Origin of the sequence: Phytoactinopolyspora halotolerans (assembly GCF_010550675.1) — a bacterium.
GTDB lineage: Bacteria > Actinomycetota > Actinomycetes > Jiangellales > Jiangellaceae > Phytoactinopolyspora > Phytoactinopolyspora halotolerans.
The window spans coordinates 170709-191998 of sequence record NZ_JAAGOA010000001.1; the positions used below are offsets into that span (position 1 = coordinate 170709).

17 protein-coding genes are annotated in these 21290 nt (G+C 65.2%); 9 read left to right on the forward strand and 8 right to left on the reverse strand.

The window, feature by feature from the left end:
* Positions 1 to 363 precede the first annotated feature (363 nt).
* Complete coding sequence (locus tag G1H10_RS00735) at positions 364 to 1704, forward strand: aminotransferase-like domain-containing protein (protein WP_163731239.1); 1341 nt, start codon at positions 364 to 366, stop codon at positions 1702 to 1704.
* A 72-nt stretch (positions 1705 to 1776) separates the two neighbouring features.
* Entirely contained in the window at positions 1777 to 2736 is a 960-nt protein-coding gene (locus G1H10_RS00740) for a D-alanine--D-alanine ligase family protein (protein ID WP_163731242.1), read from the forward strand.
* 623 nt (positions 2737 to 3359) lie between these two features.
* On the opposite strand, the gene G1H10_RS00745 is transcribed toward G1H10_RS00740, so the two are convergent.
* From G1H10_RS00745 to rpmH, 8 genes are all read right to left on the reverse strand, one after another.
* Positions 3360 to 4397 carry a ParB/RepB/Spo0J family partition protein gene (locus tag G1H10_RS00745; protein WP_163731246.1) on the reverse strand — a complete coding sequence of 346 codons (1038 nt, stop codon included), beginning with the start codon at positions 4395 to 4397 and terminating at the stop codon, positions 3360 to 3362.
* Positions 4394 to 5347 carry a ParA family protein gene (locus tag G1H10_RS00750; protein ID WP_376778535.1) on the reverse strand — a complete coding sequence of 318 codons (954 nt, stop codon included), beginning with the start codon at positions 5345 to 5347 and terminating at the stop codon, positions 4394 to 4396. Before G1H10_RS00750 ends, G1H10_RS00745 begins: the two co-directional genes overlap by 4 nt.
* Before the next feature lie 215 nt (positions 5348 to 5562).
* Positions 5563 to 6207 carry a 16S rRNA (guanine(527)-N(7))-methyltransferase RsmG gene (rsmG, locus tag G1H10_RS00755; protein WP_163731248.1) on the reverse strand — a complete coding sequence of 215 codons (645 nt, stop codon included), beginning with the start codon at positions 6205 to 6207 and terminating at the stop codon, positions 5563 to 5565.
* A gap of 28 nt (positions 6208 to 6235) precedes the next feature.
* Entirely contained in the window at positions 6236 to 6727 is a 492-nt protein-coding gene (locus G1H10_RS34345; protein ID WP_376778536.1) for a Jag family protein, read from the reverse strand.
* 85 nt (positions 6728 to 6812) lie between these two features.
* On the reverse strand, positions 6813 to 7754 hold the full coding sequence (gene yidC / locus G1H10_RS00765) for a membrane protein insertase YidC (protein ID WP_216852758.1): 942 nt from the start codon (positions 7752 to 7754) through the stop codon (positions 6813 to 6815).
* A 6-nt stretch (positions 7755 to 7760) separates the two neighbouring features.
* Positions 7761 to 8114 carry a membrane protein insertion efficiency factor YidD gene (yidD, locus tag G1H10_RS00770; protein WP_163731251.1) on the reverse strand — a complete coding sequence of 118 codons (354 nt, stop codon included), beginning with the start codon at positions 8112 to 8114 and terminating at the stop codon, positions 7761 to 7763.
* Positions 8115 to 8465, reverse strand: a complete 351-nt coding sequence (gene rnpA, locus G1H10_RS00775; protein ID WP_163731254.1) for a ribonuclease P protein component — start codon at positions 8463 to 8465, stop codon at positions 8115 to 8117.
* A gap of 26 nt (positions 8466 to 8491) precedes the next feature.
* The gene (rpmH, locus tag G1H10_RS00780; protein ID WP_163731257.1) at positions 8492 to 8626 is read right to left on the reverse strand and encodes a 50S ribosomal protein L34; all 135 of its coding nucleotides are present in this window, start codon (positions 8624 to 8626) and stop codon (positions 8492 to 8494) included.
* Between the two features lie 490 nt (positions 8627 to 9116).
* Between rpmH and dnaA the strand changes: the two genes are divergently transcribed.
* The 7 genes from dnaA (at position 9117) to gyrA (ending at position 21167) form a co-directional block, all read left to right on the forward strand.
* Positions 9117 to 10625, forward strand: coding sequence for a chromosomal replication initiator protein DnaA (gene dnaA, locus G1H10_RS00785; RefSeq protein ID WP_312856509.1), 1509 nt, complete (start codon positions 9117 to 9119; stop codon positions 10623 to 10625).
* Positions 10626 to 11058: 433 nt separating this feature from the next.
* Positions 11059 to 12192, forward strand: coding sequence for a DNA polymerase III subunit beta (gene dnaN / locus G1H10_RS00790; RefSeq protein WP_163731263.1), 1134 nt, complete (start codon positions 11059 to 11061; stop codon positions 12190 to 12192).
* Positions 12193 to 12361: 169 nt separating this feature from the next.
* The gene (gnd, locus tag G1H10_RS00795) at positions 12362 to 13279 is read left to right on the forward strand and encodes a phosphogluconate dehydrogenase (NAD(+)-dependent, decarboxylating) (RefSeq protein ID WP_163731265.1); all 918 of its coding nucleotides are present in this window, start codon (positions 12362 to 12364) and stop codon (positions 13277 to 13279) included.
* A gap of 9 nt (positions 13280 to 13288) precedes the next feature.
* Positions 13289 to 14464: a DNA replication/repair protein RecF gene (gene recF / locus G1H10_RS00800; protein ID WP_163731267.1), complete on the forward strand. Its 1176-nt coding sequence runs from the start codon at positions 13289 to 13291 to the stop codon at positions 14462 to 14464.
* Positions 14461 to 15069: a DciA family protein gene (locus G1H10_RS00805; protein ID WP_163731270.1), complete on the forward strand. Its 609-nt coding sequence runs from the start codon at positions 14461 to 14463 to the stop codon at positions 15067 to 15069. The genes recF and G1H10_RS00805 overlap by 4 nt, the downstream gene beginning before the upstream one ends.
* Before the next feature lie 279 nt (positions 15070 to 15348).
* Positions 15349 to 17352, forward strand: coding sequence for a DNA topoisomerase (ATP-hydrolyzing) subunit B (gene gyrB / locus G1H10_RS00810; protein WP_312856510.1), 2004 nt, complete (start codon positions 15349 to 15351; stop codon positions 17350 to 17352).
* An 11-nt stretch (positions 17353 to 17363) separates the two neighbouring features.
* Positions 17364 to 21167 carry an intein-containing DNA gyrase subunit A gene (gene gyrA, locus G1H10_RS00815; RefSeq protein WP_216852759.1) on the forward strand — a complete coding sequence of 1268 codons (3804 nt, stop codon included), beginning with the start codon at positions 17364 to 17366 and terminating at the stop codon, positions 21165 to 21167.
* The last annotated feature ends 123 nt before the right edge of the window (positions 21168 to 21290 follow it).

The following is a 21290-nucleotide window of genomic DNA, read 5'->3' on the forward strand; positions in this document are numbered from 1 at the left end:
TGGTTCTCACACGGCACGGTTGAGGTTCTGGCGGTCGGATTCGATACAGCTGGTGAACGACATGATGTTGAACAGGCGTTCGTCGCGGTTGGGCAGAGGGTGATCGGTCTTCCTCGGCAAACCGGTGTCGGTGACGGAGACCAAGCCCGTGCCCGGCTAGGGCCGCCGGACTACTGAGGCGGCCTGGTCACGTGAAACGCGCCGGCAAGCCGCAGGGAACGGACATGCAGTGGCGTCTCAGGATGCGGGTATTCGGGGGTGGCGGGGTGCGAAACCGAGCGTTATAGGGCATCGTTAGAGGTTGGCTGACCTGTATCCGGACGGTCCGGGTACGCCGATGATCCAAGAAGGTGGAGGTGTGACATGGGGCAGTATCCCGACGCTCAACGGAGGAATACTGCTGCAGCAGTCTCCTCTACCGGTTCAAAGCTTGACTCGTATGTCGACCGATATGCCACGCGTACGCATGGGATGACGGCTTCGGAGGTCCGCTCACTCTTCGCCGTCGCCTCCCGCCCCGAGGTGGTCTCGCTCGCCGGCGGCATGCCGAACATCTCCGGTTTGCCGCTGGATGTGGTGGGTTCGCTGTTGAGCGAACTGATCGAGAAGCGGGGCACGACGGCGCTGCAGTACGGCTCCGGGCAAGGCGATCCTCAGCTGCGCGAACAGATCTGCGACGTGATGCGGCCGGTCGGTGTCCACGGCCACCCGGACGACGTGACCGTGACGGTCGGATCTCAGCAGGCGCTGGACCTCATCACCCGCATCTTCATCGACCCGGGCGACGTGATCCTGGCCGAGGCTCCTTCGTATGTCGGCGCTCTGAGTACGTTCCGCTCATACCAGGCCGACGTTGTACACGTAGAGATGGACGACGACGGGCTCGTCCCGGAGCGGGTACGCCAGGCCATCGCCACCGTGCAGGCGAGCGGACGGACGATCAAGTTCCTCTACACCATCCCGAACTACCACAATCCGGCCGGTGTCACGTTGACCGCACAGCGGCGACAGGAGATTCTGGGCATCTGCCAGGATGCGGGTGTGCTGATCGTGGAGGACGATCCGTACGGGCTGCTCGGCTTCGACGGCGATGTACCCAGGGCCATGCGGGCCGACGACCCGGAGGGTGTCATCTACCTCGGTTCGTTCTCGAAGACCTTCGCACCTGGTTTCCGGGTCGGCTGGACGCTCGCTCCGCACGCTGTTCGGGAGAAGCTGGTGCTCGCCGCGGAGAGCAGCGTCCTGTGCCCCCCTGCCTTCTCTCAGCTCGCGGTCTCGGAGTACTTGTCCGGCCACGACTGGAGAGGCCAGGTCAAGGCGTTCCGCGAGCTCTACCGAGAGCGGTGCGATGCCATGCTCGGTGCGCTCGATGATCTGATGCCCGCAGGTGCTCACTGGACACGTCCGCGCGGCGGATTCTACGTGTGGCTCACCTTGCCGGCCGGCCTGGACACGAAGGCCATGCTGCCGCGCGCGGTCACCAACCGGGTGGCATACGTACCCGGCACCGCCTTCTATGCGGACGGTTTCGGAAGCCGTTCGATGCGACTGTCGTTCTGTTACCCCACTCCAGACAGGATCCGTGAGGGTGTGCGACGGCTGGCACAGGTGATCGAGCAGGAGATGGAGCTCCGCGCAGCGTTCGGTGCCGCCGGGGCGTCGCAACGTCCCGGGCTCGATGCGCCTGCTCCCGACCAGGCCTGATCCCCGGGCCGGGCTGTCAGGGGCACACAGGGCGGTCATGTCGTGAATGTTCCAGGTAAGGAAGGCGTCCGGATGAGTGATCTCGGTCATGTTCTGGTACTCGCAGGGGGACTCTCGCATGAGCGTGACGTCTCGCTGAGGTCCGGACGTCGTGTCGCCGAATCGCTTCGCGAGGTCGGCGTCGACGTGTCCCAGCGGGATGCCGACGCCGACCTGATCGTTACGCTACGGAACGACCCACCCGCGGCCGTCTTCCCGCTCCTACACGGCGTCCAAGGTGAGGACGGTGCGATCCAGCAGATCCTTACCCTGCTGGACCTGCCGTACGTGGGATCACCTGCGGGCAGCTGCCGGCAGACCTTCGACAAGCCGATCTCCAAGGGTCTGCTCGAAAAGGCCGGGCTCAACACGCCGCCCGGTGTGGTGCTCTCCCAGTCCACGTTTCGTGAGCTGGGCGCGGCCGCCCTGCTCGACGCACTCGTCGGCCGCATCGGACTGCCCCTGGTGGTCAAGCCGTCCCGGGGCGGCTCGGCCCTGGGCTCGTCCTTGGTCAACGACGCCGCCGATCTTCCATCTGCTATGGTCGAGTGCTTTGCCTATGGTGACTCGGCCATGATCGAACGTAAGATCGAAGGTTCTGAGGTATCCGTCTCCGTGGTGGACACTGGAGACGGGCCGGTAGCGCTGCCTGCAGTGGAGATCGTGGCGGAGTCCGGCACCTATGACTACCACGCTCGCTACACCGCGGGCACCACCGAGTATTTCGTGCCAGCTCGGCTTCCCTCGGCAGTCGCTGACGACGTCGCACAGGCGGCTGTGCGTGCACATCGAACGCTCGGGCTCAGGGACGTCTCGCGTACCGACATGATCGTGGACAGTAGCGGCACGCCATGGCTGCTCGATGTGAATGTCGCTCCGGGTATGACGGAGACCTCGCTGCTACCTCAGTCGGTGCGTGCAGCCGGTATAGGCCTAGGCGAGCTCGCGCGCGATCTGCTGGCGGCCGCGGTGAAACGGCACGCGGAAGCCTAGATACAACGCGTCGCCCGGATAGCTGGCCACGCTGAACCAGCATGCGCCGAGGTCCACTGGGCGAGCAGGTTCATTGAGCGAGCGTCTGAGCGTGTTCGACTCTGCGTAGGCCACTGTCCGGATTAGCCTCCTGGTCACCTCAAAGGGGGCCCACCTGTCCGACTACCGGTGCTGTTCTCCGGCGGCATGTGCTGGGATCAGTGGCGTGTCCTGCCGCTCGACTTTCCGCCTGCTGTTCGGGTTGATGTCCCGACTTCGGCGATGAGGCGGGACGTTATCCCGCCTGTGGGCCGCGGTTGACGCCAGCCAACCTGTGGGCTCCAGTCGGTGGCCCCGTCCAACGGCTCCTTCGGGCCCGTGCTGGACTGTCGCGGCCTTCCGTATCACCAGCGGCGGCCGCAACGGTCCATCGCTGTCCTGGCTGGGTTCCTGTTTCTCGAATCCCATGATCGGTCGGGCGTGGTTCTGGCACACAGCGGCTCGATCGGGAGTTTCCGGCGTTGCCGCGGTAGTCGCCCCGGGTGTGATCGGGCCTGCCGGAGGGAGTGGCTGACGGTGCACGGTGCGATTCCGTGGTGCGAGATCCCGTTTCACGTGAAACCGGCGCGGATTCCGGTGACGGCTCAGTCGCCCGGCCTCATGCCGGGGTCGATTGTCGTCACGATACGTTCCAGGTCGTCAATACTGGCGAACTCGATGGTGACCTTACCCTTGCTACGGCCCAGATCGACCTTCACCCGTGTATCGAGCCGCTCCGACAGTGCGCTTGCGATGTCATTGAGTCTCGGCGCCACCGGCTTCTGATTGCGCTTCTTCCGTCGCTGCGCCGATTCGCCGTCGCCGTCACCAATGGCGACGATCTCTTCGACACTCCGCACACTGAGGCCTTCCGCCACGATCCGTTGTGCGAGCCGCTCCTGCGCGGCACCATCTTCTAGCCCGAGTAGCGCACGCGCGTGACCGGCCGACAGGATGCCGGCTGCCACCCGACGCTGCACCAGTGGCGGTAGCTTCAATAGGCGCAGCGTATTGGAGATCTGCGGGCGGCTACGTCCGATGCGGTCCGCGAGCTCATCATGAGTGCACGAGAAGTCATCCAACAGTTGCTGATAGGCCGCTGCCTCTTCCAACGGGTTGAGCTGGCTTCGATGCAGATTCTCCAGCAGCGCATCTCGGAGCATCTCGTCGTCGGACGTCGACCGCACGATCGCGGGGATCGTTTCGAGGCCCACGCTCTGCGACGCCCGCCACCGTCGCTCGCCCATGACGAGTTCGTAGCGTTCGTCACCGAGATGTCGCACCACGATCGGCTGCAGCAGCCCGATCTCTTTGATCGAGTACGCCAGCTCATCCAAGGCCTCTTGCTCGAACTCCTGCCGAGGCTGCCGGGGGTTGGGCGTGATTGCATCAACCGGGACTTCGGCGAAAGTCGCACCCTCGACCGGCACCAGGTCATCGGGCCCGCTGGCCGCCGCCGCTTCCTCGGTTTCACGTGAAACACGCCCACCCGCAGGTGCCGATCCCCCGTTTCCCCAGGCCGCGACGGTCGAATCTGCGACGAAGGCTTCGGTCGCAGATGGCGTGCCCGGCCCTTCGTCCGCAGGTGCCGTCGGAATCAGGGCCCCGAGGCCGCGCCCCAGACCTCGCCGTCGTTCGCTCATGCCTGCCCTTCGTCCCCCGTCGATTGGATACCCACACCACGATTGGCGATCTCGCGCGCCGCCTCCAGGTACGAGAGCGCACCACTCGAAGCCGGGTCGTACGTCATCACCGTCTGACCGTAGCTCGGAGCCTCACTGATCCGGACCGATCGCGGAACCGCAGTGCTCAGTACAGTATCCCCGAAGTATCGCCGGACCTCGTCAGCGACCTGTGATGCCAGCCTGGTACGTCCGTCGTACATCGTCAGCGCGATGGTGGAGACGGCCAGCTCTGGATTCAGATGCGCCCGCACCAGGTCGATGTTCTTGAGTAGCTGGCTCAGCCCTTCAAGTGCGTAGTACTCGCACTGGATCGGAATCAGCACCTCATTGCCGCCCACGAGGGCGTTCACCGTCAGCAATCCCAGCGACGGAGGGCAATCGATGAACACATAATCATAGTTGCCGGGTTCGTTCTTCACGTGATCCTCGAGAGCGCGCCGCAATCTCGCTTCGCGGCTCTCCAACGACACAAGTTCGATCTCCGAGCCCGCCAGGTCGATGGTGGCCGGTATACACCAGAGATTCTCGAAGCCCTCGACCTGCTGCACCACGTCGGCCATCGGCATGCCTTCGATCAGCACGTCGTAGACGCTCGGAATCTCCGCGTGATGATCCACTCCCAGAGCCGTCGACGCATTACCCTGCGGGTCCAGATCGATGACGAGCACCTTAAGGCCCCCCATCGCCATCGCCGCGGCCAGATTCACAGCCGTCGTCGTCTTCCCGACGCCGCCCTTCTGGTTCGCGACCACCAGTATTCTCGGCGAATCCGGCTTCGGCATCGGCATGCGGCTCTTACCGGCGGCGACGAGCGCAGCCGCCGCCTGTTGAGCGATGGGAGTGTCATTGCCGGCGAACGCGTTCGCCGGCTCTCCATCACTCAGGTCGATCGACGGCCGCTCGTCAATCGACGCACCAAACCGGGTGTTCAGATCCTCAGTGTTCACCGATTCATCCTTCGGAGGTCGTGCCGACTCTGGATCTTCCGGTGTCCTGTTCTGCACAAGCCACCCCACTGGTCCGTCCCCCGGCCCTGGCGCCGGCCGTTCGATCTGTGGCCAACCAAGGCTACGCACCACGGAACACATACTCTCAGGGCGTCCTTCCCGACAGTTCCGCTACCCTATGGGCCGCTCCGACCGTCGTTCATCACCACAGCCACAACGGTAGCCGGACTGACTACGTCTCCTCCGACCGATTCCACGGTCCAAGACGACATGCCGTGTCGCCTCAACACCTTGGCTTCGCGTCGAAGCTCCTCGTACACGGACTCTCCCTTAAGCGCCAACAGTCGCCCGCCGGGCCGGAGGAGTCCCGCACTCCATTCCGCCAACCGTCCCATTTTGGCCACGGCACGGGCCGTCGTCACGTCGAACGGCACATCCGGCCGGAACTCGCCTCCTCGTCCCCGCACCACGGTGACTCCGGGGAGCCCCAGCCGCTCTACCGTCTCTTCGAGGAAGTCCACCCGTCGCTGCATCGGCTCAAGAAGCACGACGTCGAGATCCGGGCGCGCGATCGCCAGGGCCACACCAGGCAACCCGGCCCCGGAGCCGACGTCACACACGCGCTCGCCCTCATCAATGAGGTCACCGACGACGGCACAGTTGAGTACATGTCGTTCCCAGAGGCGGTCCGCTTCCCGCGGCCCCACCAACCCTCGTTCGATCCCGGCCGTCCCGAGCCACTCGACATACCGACGGGCTACCTGGAGTCGGGGCCCGAAGACCGTGGCCGCGCCATCCGGCGGCTCCCATTCGAGTTTCACGTGAAACCGAGCACGGCTCTTGCCATCATCACGCCGGCAGAACCACCACGTACCGACGAGGCTCCACGCCTTCAGACTCACTGCGCAAGCCGGCCTCGGCTACCGCGTCGTGCACGACCTTCCGCTCGAACGGCGTCATAGCGCCCAGTGACTCGGGCTCGCCCGTGGAACGCACCGCCTCCACCGCCCGCTTCGCCAGCTCAACGAGCTCAGAACGCCGCCGGGCACGGAATCCACCGACATCCAGCATCAGTCGGGTCCGCATGCCGGTCTCGCGCCACACCGCCAACCGAGTCAGCTCCTGGAGCGCCTCCAGCACTTCGCCGTCCGAGCCGATCAACGGGTCCAGGCCATCGCCGACGATCGACACGACCGCACGATCGTTCTCCACGTCCATGTCAATGTCGCCATCAAGATCGGCGATGTCGAGCAATGCCTCGAGGTAGTCCGCGGCCACGTCACCCTCATGCTCAAGCTGGCTGACGCTCGGTACCTCGGTGCCATCGCCCTCCGACACCACGGTCCCGCCCGTTTCCCGATCGCTCACAATCGACTCCTCAACAACCTCATCCGTATGCCCGCGCCCCTAGCGGCGACAGCACGTCTCAACGCTTCTTCTTCCGCTCCGCCCGGCTTGTACGCTTCGGCTGCTGGCGCCGGATCTCGCCCGTGGATCCGTTCTGCTGGCCGGGCTGCACCTCTGGCTCCTCCGGCTCCGCCACCGTCAGACCCTTGCGTCGCGCCTTCTCCGCCTTGCGACGCTGCGCCACCTTCTCCGCTTCGCTACCCGGAGCAGGCATGCGGCGAATCACGTATAGCTGCTGACCCATGGTCCAGATGTTCGATGTCAACCAGTACAACACCGTGCCCAGCGGGAAATAGACGCCGGAGAACAGGAACACCAACGGCAGGACGTACAACAAGATCTTCTGCTGCTGGGCGAACGGTCCCTCCAGGGACTCCTTCGGCATGTTCTTCCGCATGATCTGCAGCTGTGTGATGTACTGCGAGGCCACCATGCCGATCACCATGATCGCGGCCATGATGCGCGTATTGAGAACATCCGTCGTCAGAAACGATTCGGCAAGCTCGGCACCGAAAATCTTCGCGCGGCCGGCCGACTCGAAGAGCTCCTGGTGATCCTGGAACGCACCTCGAGGATGGTCTTTCGCGATGCCGTCCAGCACGCGGAACAGCGAGAACAGGAACGGTGCCTGGAGCAGGATCGGAAGGCACGAGGCGAATGGGTTGGTGCCCGTCTCCTTGTAGAGCTTCATCATCTCCTGCTGGAGACGCTCACGATCGCCCTTGTACTTCTTCTGTAGCTCACGTAGTTGCGGCTGCAACAACTGCATCTTCCGCTGCGACCGGATCTGCCGCACGAAGAGCGGGATCAACAGAATGCGGATGACGACGACGAGCCCAATGATCGACAACGCCCAGTTCACGCCGTCGTGATCGATCCCGATCAGCTCTGCGAAGAGCCAGTGCCAGCCGATCATGATCCAGCTGACCAGCCACAGCAACGGCGCGAGAATGGTATCCACTGGTGCTCAAGCTCCTATGAGGTCGTGCGAACCGAACTGTCCGCCCTGAACGTGCCCGGACGTCGGCCGAGCGTTGCCTTCGATCGTCGCAGGCGTGTCGTCCTCGCCGTCCGTGCCGTCGGCACGGCCCCACCATCGATAGTTCGCCCGCGTGGGGACCAAGTCGACCCCGCCTTCGCACCAAGGATGACATCGGCCCAATCGACGCAACGCCAGCCACCCGCCTCGCACGGCGCCGTGCGCCTCGAGAGACCCCAGCGCATAGGCCGAACAGGACGGGTAATACCGGCACGTCTGCCCGTAGAGCGGACTCACCACCAGCCGGTACAGCTTCACGATCGATATCAGCAGCCGGGTCATCTAACGACTCCGAGCACGCCGCACGGCCGTGCCGAGCGCGCCACGCAGATCTGCGGCCAAGGTCTCCCTCGAGACTCGACCGGCATCGGGCAGCGCACGCACCACCACCGTCGAACCATCGGGCAACTCGGTGACCCGGCAGGCGACAAGGTGCCGCAGTCGCCGGCGCACCGTGTTCCTCACCACGGCGCCTCCTACCGCCCGCCCCACAACGAAGCCGACCTTCGCCGGTCCGTGGTCGTTGGGCACATGTGCGTGCACGACCAGCGAATCCCGACGCGCCGCCGCGCCCCGACGGACAGTCGACGTGAAGTCTTGCGACCGTCGAAGCCGGTGCTCAGCCTTCAGCACCCTCGTATCCAGCGGGCCGTCAACGCTCAGGCCGACAGCTTGGCGCGGCCCTTACGGCGGCGAGCACCCAGAATGGCTCGGCCGGCGCGGGTGCGCATGCGCAGCCGGAAGCCGTGGGTCCTGGCACGACGGCGGTTGTTCGGCTGGAAGGTGCGCTTCACGTCCGGGCTCCTGACGATCGTTGAGACAGGCTGTCTGCTTGCATACGGAATGGATTCGTGTCCGGCGACCGACACCCACGCGTCGTCGGCATACCAGCCTTGGGCACGCTAAACAGAGTCCTCGCCGGACCAAACAACGGTACGCGCACGCGGCACCCAAGGTCAAACGCCGCGGTTGGCGTAACGTACGCAAGGCAACCGAACAGCCTCTCACTCGTGCGCCCCGTGGCAGGATAGCGACACGCCGACATACCAGCGCCAAACCTGTGGACATCGGTTGAATGCCGGGCCGCATGTTGTTACCGTCACGTGTTCGACAGCATGCGGGAAGGGGCCATGAAACGATCTTCGTCCGGGGCCTCGATGCAGCTCAGGTACGGAATCTTGGTACTTTCCACATGTCGCTGGTGTCTTCCACAGGTTGTGGAGGACGATGTGGACAACATGTTACGGGGGCGGCGTCCGTCGTGTCGCCAGTTTGGAGTATGACGTGACCGAGCAGCCGGCTAGCGACTTCAACGTCGCGTGGGCCAAGGCGCTCGCTGTGTTGGAACACAGTGAGCAGATCGGCCCGCAGCAGCGCGCCTTTCTCACGCAAACGAGGCCGGTGACGCTCGTCGAAGGCACTGCCGTGATCGCAGTCCCCAATGACTTCACCCGAGCCCAGGTGGAGCAGCGCCTGCGGAATCCGCTCGTGGAAGCGCTCAGTGACGTCCTCGGTATGTCGATCTCGCTCGCGATCAGTGTGTCCCCTACGCCCGAGCATGTGTCCGAGAGCCGAGTGTCACCGACCCACGCCCCGGACGACCAGCCCTCCGTCGACGCGTTCGAGGGCAATGCCGCACCGCCCCGTCCCCGGCAACCCCTCCTGGACGACGAGCGGGTGCCGTCGGCTGTACAGCGAAACGAGGCCGCACCCGTTCCGGCGCCGTCCACCGCCGGAACACCCAAAGCGGACGAAGGCCCGCATCTGAACTCTCGATACACCTTTGACTCGTTCGTCATCGGCTCCAGCAATCGATTCGCGCACGCCGCCGCCGTCGCGGTGGCCGAAGCGCCGGGCAAGGCGTACAACCCCCTGCTCGTCTACGGGGAGTCCGGACTCGGGAAGACGCACTTGCTGCACGCGATCGGGCACTACGCGCGCGACATGTATCCCGGGACCCGGGTCCGGTATGTCAGTTCCGAAGAGTTCACCAACGACTTCATCAATTCCATCCGCGACGACAAGGCATCCGCCTTCCAACGCCGCTACCGCGACGTCGACGTGCTGCTGATCGACGACATCCAGTTCCTCGAGGGAAAGATCCAGACCCAAGAGGAGTTCTTTCATACGTTCAATACGCTGCACAACGCCAGCAAGCAGATCGTCATCACATCGGATCGACCGCCGAAACAGCTCTCCGCCCTCGAGGATCGCCTCCGCAACCGCTTCGAATGGGGTCTGATCTGCGACGTCCAGCCGCCAGACCTGGAGACGCGGATCGCCATCCTGTCCAAGAAGGCGGCGCAGGACAGCCTGAACGTTCCCTCAGACGTCCTGGAGTACATCGCGAGCCGGGTCGTCACCAACATCCGCGAGCTCGAGGGCGCGCTCATCCGGGTCACCGCATTCGCCAGTCTGAACCGCCAGCCGGTCGATCAGAACCTCGCCGAGGTCGTCCTGCGCGATCTCGTCGACATGGATACGGGACCAGAGATCACCGCGGCCACCATCATGGCGCAGACAGCCGGCTACTTCGGTCTCACCATCGACGACCTCCAAGGCACCAGCCGGAGCCGGGTTCTGGTCACCGCCCGACAGATCGCCATGTACCTCTGTCGTGAACTGACCGACCTCTCGCTGCCGAAGATCGGTCAACAGTTCGGCGGCCGGGACCACACCACAGTGATGCACGCGCAACGCAAGATCCGGACCCTGATGGCCGAACGGCGCAGCGTCTTCAACCAGGTCACCGAGCTGACCAACCGGATCAAGCAGCAAGCCCGGCAGGCCTGAGCCATGCACACGACCACGCGAACAGCTCTTTCCACACAGGCTGTGGATAGCTCTGTGGACTGTCCACGGGTGCGGTGGACGATCGGTGGACGCCGACTGTGGTCCCGTGGACGACGCTTCACCGTCCACCAGCATCCAGATTTCCGCGCACAACCGGAGTGGATAATCAGAGACGGGTTCACCTGCGATGTCTCGAGTTATCCACATTTTCCACCCCCGCTACGGATAAGACGAGTACATCTATGAATCACAAAGAACCACAAACTCCGGGCCGCCCCGGCCATGCGGGCTGTGCGTACCCAGCCACGAGGAGAGACCATGTGGGTGACGTGTCGGACCTCCGTGCAAGGATGACGGGGCTTGACACTGACAGTTCAGACCTGACGTACAGCACATCCGCCGGGTTCGTCCCGCGGGGAGGACGGTGAGACCCGTGAAGTTTCGGCTCGAACGTGACATCTTGGCCGAGGCGGTCGCCTGGGCGGCTCGCACCCTGCCCAACCGGCCCACGGTTCCGGTATTGGCCGGGCTCCGGCTGGACGCCTCCGATGGAGAAGTCGCCTTCTCGTCGTTCGATTACGAGGTTTCCGGGAAGGTCTCGGTACCGGCCGAGGTCGCCGATCCTGGGACCGTCCTGGTCTCCGGAAAACTGCTGGCGGACATTGCCCGCTCGTTGCCGGCCAAGCCGGTGGAGTTCACCGCCGACGGCTCGAAGGTCGTCATCACGTGCGGAAACGCACGGTTTACTCTGGTGACGCTGCCCGTCGAAGAGTACCCGGAACTGCCCGCGCTGCCGGCCGCATCCGGTACCGTCGACGGGACCGTCTTCGCCGAGGCCATCAGCCAGGTCGCGGTCGCAGCTGGGCGTGACGACATGCTTCCCACGCTCACCGGCATCCGCATCGAGATCGAGGGTGAGACCGTCACCCTCGGCGCCACCGACCGGTATCGGCTCGCGGTGCGCGAACTGACCTGGAATCCGGTCCGCCCCGATCTGTCCGCCGTGGCCCTTGTCCCCGCACGGACTCTGGTCGACGCAGCGAAGACACTCGCCTCGACGGGTGAGGTCACGCTCGCTCTCGGCAGCGAGACGGACGACAGCCTGATCGGGCTCGCGGCCGGCGGCCGGCACACCACCAGCAGGCTGATCGACGGCGAGTGGGTACCCAACTATCGCCGGCTGTTCCCCGCCGAGATCGCCACGGTCGCGAAGGTCGAGATCGCCTCGCTGATCGACTCGGTCAAGCGGGTGGCCCTGGTCGCCGAGCGGAACACGCCGATCAGGCTTGCCTTCGACGACGGCCAGGTGGTCCTCGAGGCAGGCAGCGGCGACGACGCCCAGGCATCGGAAGCGCTGCAGGCGCACGTGGACGGCCCTGCCATCGCCACCGGGTTCAACCCGAACTACTTGCTGGACGGCTTGCAGGCGCTCGGAACGCCGTTCGTGCACATGTCCTTCACCGACACGCCACTCAAGCCCGTGGTCGTCGAGGGGATCGAGAGCCTCGAGGCGGAGCCGAACAGCGGGTACCGCTACCTGGCGATGCCGATCCGGCTCTCCAGCTGACGTCTGCCGCCGCGGTCGTTTGCGGGCGCCGCAGACGAGCGGACGACGCGTCGGTGATGGGCGTGCAGCCGCTGGGTTCCCGGACCGCGGCGTGCGGGTGTGCGTCACACTGGGGCGGGGTACCTGGCCATCAGTCGTGCGTTGACGGCATGCGTGAAAGAGTGGAGACGTGGAACTAGGTCTTATCGGGCTGGGACGCATGGGCGGCAACATGCGAGATCGCCTTCGGGCGTCCGGCCATACGGTGTTCGGCTATGCCCTGGATCCGGAGGGTCGCGACGTCGACAGCCTCGCGGAGATGGTCGACCGACTGTCCGCGCCGCGAGCGGTGTGGGTCATGGTGCCGTCCGGAGACCCGACTCGTGACACCATCGCCCAGCTGGCAGAGCTGCTGAGTGCGGGCGACGTGGTTGTCGAGGGTGGCAATTCTCGGTACACCGACGACGCCGAGCATGCCAGGCTGCTGGCCGAGAACGGGATCGGTTACGTCGATTGCGGCGTCTCCGGCGGTGTGTGGGGCAAGGAGAACGGTTACGGCCTGATGGTGGGCGGAGACGCCGAGCACGTCGAGCGCCTGTTGCCGATCTTCGACGCGCTGCGTCCGGAAGGGCCACGGAGCGAAGGTTTCGTGCACGCCGGCGGTGTGGGGGCCGGCCATTACGCGAAGATGGTCCACAACGGGATCGAGTATGGGCTGATGCAGGCCTACGCCGAAGGCTATGAGCTGCTCGAGGCCGCCGAGGTCGTCGACGATGTGCCGGGAGTGCTCAAAGCGTGGTCACGCGGAACGGTCGTGCGGTCGTGGCTGCTCGATCTCCTGGTCAGCGCCCTCGAGGACGACCCTGATCTGCAGAAACTCGTCGGCTACGTCGAAGACTCCGGCGAGGGACGGTGGACCGTGCAGGAGGCGATCGACCACGCGGTACCCGCTCCCGTCATGACCGCCGCGCTGTTCGCTCGGTTCGCCTCGCGTCAGGAGGATTCGCCGGCGATGCGTGCGGTGGCCGCGTTACGCCAGGAGTTCGGTGGCCATGCCACTCGACAGGCTCCCGGGGAGGCGCCGGGAGCGACCGGTCAAGACGGCTGAACGCGTCCCATGCATGTGACGCACCTGTCGCTCGTCGACTTCCGCTCCTATCCGGCGGTCGAGCTGCCGCTCGACAGTGGCGTGACGGCCTTCATCGGTCCGAACGGGCAGGGCAAGACGAACCTGGTGGAGGCGGTCGGTTATCTGGCGACGTTGGGCAGCCACCGGGTCTCGAACGACGGTCCGCTGGTGCGGGTCGGCGCGGAACGTTCCGTCGTGCGCGCCAGCGTCGCACCCAGTACCGACCCGCAGAGCAGGCCCGCGCTGGTGGAGATCGAGATCACACCGGGTAAGACGAATCGAGCCCGGCTGAACCGCTCCGCCGTGAAGCGCCCTCGAGACATCCTCGGCACGCTGCGGACGGTGTTGTTCGCGCCCGAAGATCTCGCCTTGGTGAAGGGTGATCCTTCGGATCGCCGCCGGTTCATGGATGAGCTCTTGGTTGCGCGGGCGCCGCGGTACGCGGGCGTCCGGTCGGATTACGAGCGTGTGCTGAAGCAACGCAACGCGTTGCTCAAATCGGCCGGTGCGGCGATGAGAGCGAGCCGGGGCAAGGGCGGCGGATCCGAACCGAATCTCGGGACGCTGGACGTGTGGGACACCCACCTGGCGCAGGCGGGGGCCGAGCTGCTGGCCGCACGGCTCGAGCTGATCGACGCGATCCGGCCGCTGGTGGCTAAGGCGTACGAGTCCGTCGCGGCCACCGGGTCGGGCACCAATAACATCGACGCCAGGCTGGACTACAAGTCGTCGCTGGGGCCGGACGTCGAACTGACGCCGGACCGATCGGCGCTGGCCGAGGCGATGGTCGAGGCGACCGGACGGGCACGCCGGGACGAGATCGAGCGCGGTGTGTCGCTGGTCGGTCCGCATCGGGACGATCTGGTGCTGGGCCTGGGACCGATGCCGGCCAAGGGATACGCCAGTCATGGCGAGTCGTGGTCGTTCGCGCTGGCGCTGCGGCTGGCGTCATACGAGTTGCTGCGGACCATCGGCAGTGATCCGGTCCTGGTCCTCGACGACGTCTTCGCCGAACTCGACACGGGGCGTCGGCAGCGGCTCGCGGAGCTGGTGTCGCCGGCCGAGCAGGTGCTCGTGACCGCGGCCGTGGCGGCCGACGTGCCGGAGACGTTGACCGGTGCGCGGGTGGACGTGCTGGGCGGCGACGTCAGGAGAGTGTCATGAGCGACGACGGTGGCGACCGCCCCGAAGACCGGAACGCTGACGGTGTGGACCCTGCTGCTGTGGATCCGGCCGCCCGGGATGCGGGAGGGTGGGATCCGGACGGGGTGGACCTGGCGAAGGCACTGCTGGCCCGTGCCAAAGCCGGTGGTCGCATCCGGGTGTCACGGCAACGCCCCCGCCTAGGTCGCAAGTCGGCGTCGAACCCGCGCTCGGCCGCCGGAACAGGATGGAGCGGGCCGGGTGCCGATGAGCGTGATCCGCAACCGTTGGGCGCCGCCGTGGAGCGGCTCTCCAATGAGCACGGCTGGGACGAAGATCTGTCCGTGCACGGTGTGATCGCGCGCTGGGAGGAACTCGTGGGGCCTGAGGTCGCCGAGCATGTGCGGCCGGAGAGCTACGACGACACGGTCTTGACGGTCCGTGCCGACTCCACGGCGTGGGCGACGCAGGTCCGGCTGCTGGCGGCGGAACTTGTCCGCAAGATCAATACCGAGATCGGGCACGGGACGTTGACCAGGGTCAATGTGCTTGGTCCGCAGGCTCGCAGCTGGACGAAGGGGCCGCTGAGCGTGCGCGGACGAGGCCCCCGAGACACCTACGGCTAGCGGACCGCCGGCACCGGTGAGCGGTGGTCGGCCGCGGCGAGGGCGTCGGCGCCGATCTGCGCCGCACTCGCGTCACCGGGAGGGCTCCTCGGGTATGGGGATTAACCGGGCGCGATCTGTAGCCCCCAAACGGCATTTCTGGGCCGTTGAAGCACCATCCTGGTGCGATCACAGGGTAGACTTGAGGCGTCCAATAGGCCGCTCGGTCTCCTGGGGCCTGTACGCGGCCTACAGGTGAGCGGGCTTCCTTGTGCACATTTCAGCTGGAGGTCCCTGTTCGTGACGGACGACATCACGTCCTACGATGCTAGCGACATCACTGTCCTCGAGGGGCTTGAGGCCGTTCGTAAGCGGCCCGGCATGTACATCGGTTCCACCGGTGAACGAGGCCTCCACCACCTCGTCTACGAGGTCGTGGACAACTCGGTCGACGAGGCTATGGCCGGCATCTGTGACACCATCGACATCACCTTGCTCGCCGACGGAGGTGTGCGGGTCGTGGACAACGGCCGCGGTATCCCCGTGGCCGAGCATCCCATCGAGAAGAAGCCCGCAGTGGAGCTGGTGCTGACCCAGTTGCACGCCGGCGGGAAGTTCGGTGGCGGAGGCTACAAGGTCTCCGGCGGCCTGCACGGCGTCGGTGTCTCGGTGGTCAACGCGCTGTCCTCCCGGCTCGACGTCGAGGTGTTCCGCGATGGATATCGCTGGACGCAGACCTACCTCCGAGGCGAACCGGAGGCCCCGCTGCAGCGGCACGAGGCTACCGACCGTACGGGTACGACCATCACGTTCTGGGCCAGCGACGAGATCTTCGAAACGACCACGTACTCCTTCGAGACCCTGGCCAACCGGTTCCGAGAGATGGCGTTCCTGAACAAGGGACTGACCATCGGTCTGCGAGATGAGCGGCCGGAAGGCCGCGACGAGGGAGCCGAGGAAGACGTCGCGACCGACGAGACCAGTGAGCCTCGTGAGGTCCGGTACACCTACGCCGACGGTCTGATCGACTATGTCAAGTATCTGAACTCGTCCAAGTCACCGATCCACAGCAGCGTCATCGCGTTCGAGGCCGAGGCGGAGAACGGTGACGGACAAGCGATGAGCCTCGAGATGGCGCTGCAGTGGAACGACCAGTTCACCGAATCGGTGCACACGTTCGCGAACGCGATCAACACGCACGAGGGCGGCACGCACGAGGAAGGGTTCCGTGCGGCGCTGACGTATCTGCTGAACAAGTTCGCCCGGGACTGGGGCGTGCTCAAGGAGAAGGATCCGAACCTCACCGGCGACGACGTCCGTGAAGGGCTGACGGCGATCATCAGCATCAAGCTGGCCGAGCCGCAGTTCGAGGGACAGACCAAGACCAAGCTCGGCAACACCGAGGCGAAGAGCTTCGTGCAGCGCATCTTCAACGAGCAGATGGGCTACTGGTTCGAGAAGAACCCGACCGAGGGCAAGCTGATCGCCCGCAAGGCGCAGAGCGCGGCGGTCGCACGTGTCGCTGCGCGCAAGGCGCGTGATGCGGCGCGCAGCCGGAAGGGGCTGATGGGTGGCGCGGGTCTGCCGGGCAAGCTGGCGGACTGCCAGTCCACCAATCCTGAAGAGTGCGAACTCTTCATCGTCGAGGGTGATTCCGCCGGCGGGCCGGCCAAGCAGGGCCGGGATCCGAAGATTCAGGCCATCCTGCCGATCCGCGGGAAGATCCTGAACGTCGAGAAGGCGCGGATCGACCGGATCCTGCAGAATCAAGAGGTACAGGCGATCATCAACGCCCTCGGTACCGGTGTGCACGAGGACTTCGACATCAACCGGCTGCGCTATCACAAGATCGTGTTGATGGCCGACGCCGACGTGGACGGCCAGCACATCCGCACCCTTTTGCTGACGCTGCTGTTCCGGTTCATGCGTCCGGTCGTGGAACAGGGTTACGTCTTCCTGGCACAGCCACCGCTGTACAAGCTGAAGTGGGTCGGCCGCGACGTCCCGCACGAGTACGCATACTCCGACAGGGAACGGGATGCGCTGATCGCCGCTGGCCGGGAGGCCGGCAAGCGGCTGCCCAAGGACGACGGCATGCAGCGATACAAGGGTCTCGGTGAGATGAACGACGACGAGCTGTGGGACACCACCATGGACCCCGACCAGCGCCTGCTCCTGCAAGTGACCCTCGACGACGCCGCGCAGGCGGACGAGGTCTTCAGCACCCTGATGGGTGAGGACGTCGAAAGCCGCCGCAAGTTCATCCAACGTAACGCCCGCGACGTCCGCTTCCTGGACATTTAGAGGAATCGCTAGTGACTGACGACATCAGCACCGCCGAAGGATTCGGTGGCAGCAGAATCGAGCCTGTCGACCTTCAGGTCGAGATGCAGCGGAGCTATCTCGACTACGCCATGACGGTCATCGTCGGCCGCGCGTTGCCTGACGTTCGTGACGGCCTCAAACCCGTGCATCGCCGTGTGCTGTACGCGATGTTCGACGGTGGCTACCGACCCGACCGCGGATTCTCCAAGTGTTCCCGCGTCGTCGGCGACGTGATGGGCAATTACCATCCGCACGGTGACTCTGCGATCTACGACACCTTGGTGCGTCTCGGTCAGTGGTGGTCGATGCGTTACCTGCTGGTGCAGGGTCAGGGGAACTTCGGATCGCGCGGAGACGACCGCCAAGCCGCGATGCGCTACTGCGTCGTCGGTGACACGCGGATCCGTACGGTCGGGTCGGGCTCGGTCCGGATCGCCGACGTCGTACCCGACGCTGCGGCTAACTCTGAGCATGACATCGAACTCAAGCTTGCCGGCCGCAGCGGAGAACTCGTCCGTGCGACGAAGTTTTTCCACTCTGGCGCACATCCGACCAAACGGCTTCGGACGAGGAACGGGTTCGAACTCACTGGGACGTATAACCATCCCGTGCTCTGCCTGGTCTCCGTGGGTGGGGTACCCACGCTTCTGTGGAAGCTCCTGGAGGAGATCCAGCCGGGCGACTACGTCGTCGCCTCGCGCACCGAGATCCCCGAGCACGAGCTGCCTGGCCGCGACGCGCACGATGCTGCGGTACTGGCCGGCGCCTTTGTGAGTGAGAGCTTCGTCTCGGAGAAGCGGGCCGGGTTCAGCAACGTCGACGCGGAGTATTTCAAGACAGTTGTCGACGCGTACGATTCGGTCGTCGGCGGGCCACACTATGTGTACCAGCGAGAGATCGCTTCCGGATCTGTCCTGCACGAGCTCGACGTTCAGGACCTGTCGGCACTGCGGAGCAGCGTCCTGGGCGACATGGTCGGACAGCGAAGTGCCGACAAGAGTGTGCCGGAGTTCGTCTGGCGTGCGACGGCGTCGGTCAAGCAGCTCTTCCTGCAGTCGTTGTTCGAGGGTGATGGATCGGCCTCCAGTCTGCCGCGCCATTCGGTACAGATCAGTTACTCCACACGCAGCAGGAAACTGGCTCGTGAGGTTCAGCAACTGCTGTTGGAGTTCGGTGTCGTCTCCAGCCTGTGCGCCTATGACTCGGGCGAGATCAAGGTGGTCATCGGTAACCGCCGAGATGCTGAACTCTTCGCCCGCCGTGTGGGCTTCCTCGGCGCGAAGCAGGCCAAGCTCCGGGACATCCTGCAGGGCTTGCCTTATCCGGCTCGGGGCCGCAGCGGCGATCATGTCCCGTTTGTGGCCGAGTTCCTGCGACGTCCGGAGGCGGCTCGGAGCGCAGCCGATCATCAGTGGCTGAAGTACCACAATGTCGACCGCATCGATCGGTGGGAACGCACCGACATCATGGACAGGTTGACGGACGAAGCGTTCGCCGTCGTCGAGCCACTCCTTGACGGTCGCTTCTACTACGCAGAGGTCGTCTCCGTCGAGGACGCCGGTGTCCGCGACGTGTTCAGCGTGCGGGTAGACACCGACGACCACGCGTTCGTCACCGACGGTCTGGTGAGTCATAACACCGAGTGCCGGATGGCGCCGCTGGCCATGGAGATGGTCAGGGATATCGAAGAGGACACAGTCGACTTCTCGCCGAACTACGACGGGCGTGGGGCCGAGCCGGACGTCTTGCCGAGCCGGTTCCCCAACCTCCTGGTCAACGGTTCCGGCGGAATCGCCGTGGGGATGGCGACGAACATCCCGCCGCACAACCTCCGCGAGGTCGCGGCCGGGGTGGATTGGTACCTCGAGCATCCGGACGCGAGTAGCGAGGAGTTGCTCGAGGCGCTCCTGGAACGGATCAAGGGTCCCGACTTTCCGACCAACGGACTGATCGTCGGGACCAGCGGAATCGAGCAGGCGTATCGCACGGGCCGGGGCTCGGTCACGATGCGCGCCGTCGTCGAGGTCGAGGAAGACAACCGCGGCCGGACGTGCCTGGTCATCAGCGAGCTGCCGTATCAGGTGAACCCCGACGCCCTGACCCGGAAGATCGCCGAGCTCGCGGACTCCGGAAAGGTCCCGGGCATCGCCGACCTGCGGGACGACTCGTCGTCGCGGACCGGTATGCGACTCGTCGTCGTGTTGAAGCGCGACGCGGTGGCGACGGTGGTCCGGAACAACCTCTACAAACACACACAGCTGCAGGACACCTTCGGCTGCAACATGGTCGCCCTGGTGGACGGCGTGCCGCGGACGCTCTCGCTCGATGCGTTCGTCCGGCATTGGGTGACGCATCAGGTCGAGGTGATCCGGCGCAGGACCGAGTTCCGGCTCCGGAAGAAGCGGGAACGGCTGCACATCGTCCGCGGCCTGCTCAAGGCGATCGATGCGATCGACGAAGTCATCGCCCTGATCCGCAGGTCGGCCGACGTGGACGAGGCACGGACCGGCCTGATGCAGCTGCTCGATATCGACGAGATTCAGGCCACCGCCATCCTCGACATGCAGTTGCGACGGCTGACTGCGCTGTCCCGTGACGAGCTGCAGGCCGAGCATGACGGATTGGTGACGGACATCGCGGACCTGGAGGACATCCTCGCGTCCGACGTTCGCAAGCATCAGATCATCCGGGACGAGCTGGCTGAGATCGTCGAGAAGTACGGCGACGAGCGACGCACGGCCATCATCCCAGGCGAGGGCGACCTGACGGCTGAGGACCTCATCACCGAGGAACCGGTCGTGGTCACCATCACCCGCGGCGGCTATGCCAAGCGCACCAAGTCGGACCTCTACCGCGTGCAGAAGCGTGGCGGCAAGGGCGTTCGTGGCGCCCAGCTGCGTGAGGACGACGTCGTCGACCAGTTCTTCGTCACGACGACGCACCACTGGGTGCTCTTCTTCACCAACCGCGGCCGCGTGTACCGGGCCAAGGCCTACGAGTTGCCGGAGATGGCGCGTGACTCCAAGGGTCAGCATGTCGCGAACCTGCTGGCGTTCCAGCCGGATGAGAAGATCGCCCGGGTCATGACGCTGCGCGACTACGAGCAGGCGCCTTACCTGGTGCTCGCCACCCGGCACGGCATGGTGAAGAAGACGCGTCTGTCGGAGTACGACTCGAACCGGTCGGGCGGCGTCATCGCGCTGACCTTCCGGCGCGACGACGACGAGTTGATCGGCGCCGAGCTCGCCAGCGCCGACGACGACATCCTCCTGGTCTCCAAGAAGGCGCAAGCGCTCCGGTTCACTGCCAACGACGAACAGCTACGTCCGATGGGCCGGCCCACCGGCGGCGTCGTCGGCATGAAATTCCGTGAGAACGACGAGTTGCTCTCGATGTCCGTGGTCCGCGATGGAACCGAATCGTATGTCTTCACCGTCACAGATGGTGGGTTCGCAAAACGGACCGTTGTGGAGGAGTATCGGGTACAGGGCCGGGGTGGACTCGGCATCAAGGCAATGAAGATCAACGAGGATCGAGGTTCTCTGGTGGGCGCTCTGGTCGTCGGCGACAGCGATGACGTCCTGGCCATCCGCGCTTCGGGTGGCGTCACGCGGAGCTCGGTGGCGGACGTTCCGGCGAAGGGACGTGACACCATGGGTGTCAAGTTCGTCTCGCTGGGCGCCGATGATGCGGTCGTGGCGATTGCGCACAGTGCCGAGGAGGAGGACGATGATGCGGTCGATGAATCCGAAACCCCGGATACTGATAGCAACTCGGAAGGTGATGGCTTGTGACGAGTTCCGGAAGGGCCGGACGTCCCACAGCTGAAGAGGAGCGTGAGCAGGCCGGCGACGGCGCCACGGAATCGTCGGGCGGCGCTTCCGGCAACGGGAACGCGCCAGATCCCGCCGTTCAGG

Coding starts and splice junctions, on each gene's coding strand:
- G1H10_RS00735 (WP_163731239.1), top strand. CDS start 364: ATGGGGCAGTATCCCGACGCTCAACGGAGGAATACTGCTGCAGCAGTC.
- G1H10_RS00740 (WP_163731242.1), top strand. CDS start 1,777: ATGAGTGATCTCGGTCATGTTCTGGTACTCGCAGGGGGACTCTCGCAT.
- G1H10_RS00745 (WP_163731246.1), bottom strand. CDS start 4,397: ATGAGCGAACGACGGCGAGGTCTGGGGCGCGGCCTCGGGGCCCTGATT.
- yidD (WP_163731251.1), bottom strand. CDS start 8,114: ATGACCCGGCTGCTGATATCGATCGTGAAGCTGTACCGGCTGGTGGTG.
- recF (WP_163731267.1), top strand. CDS start 13,289: ATGCATGTGACGCACCTGTCGCTCGTCGACTTCCGCTCCTATCCGGCG.
- G1H10_RS00805 (WP_163731270.1), top strand. CDS start 14,461: ATGAGCGACGACGGTGGCGACCGCCCCGAAGACCGGAACGCTGACGGT.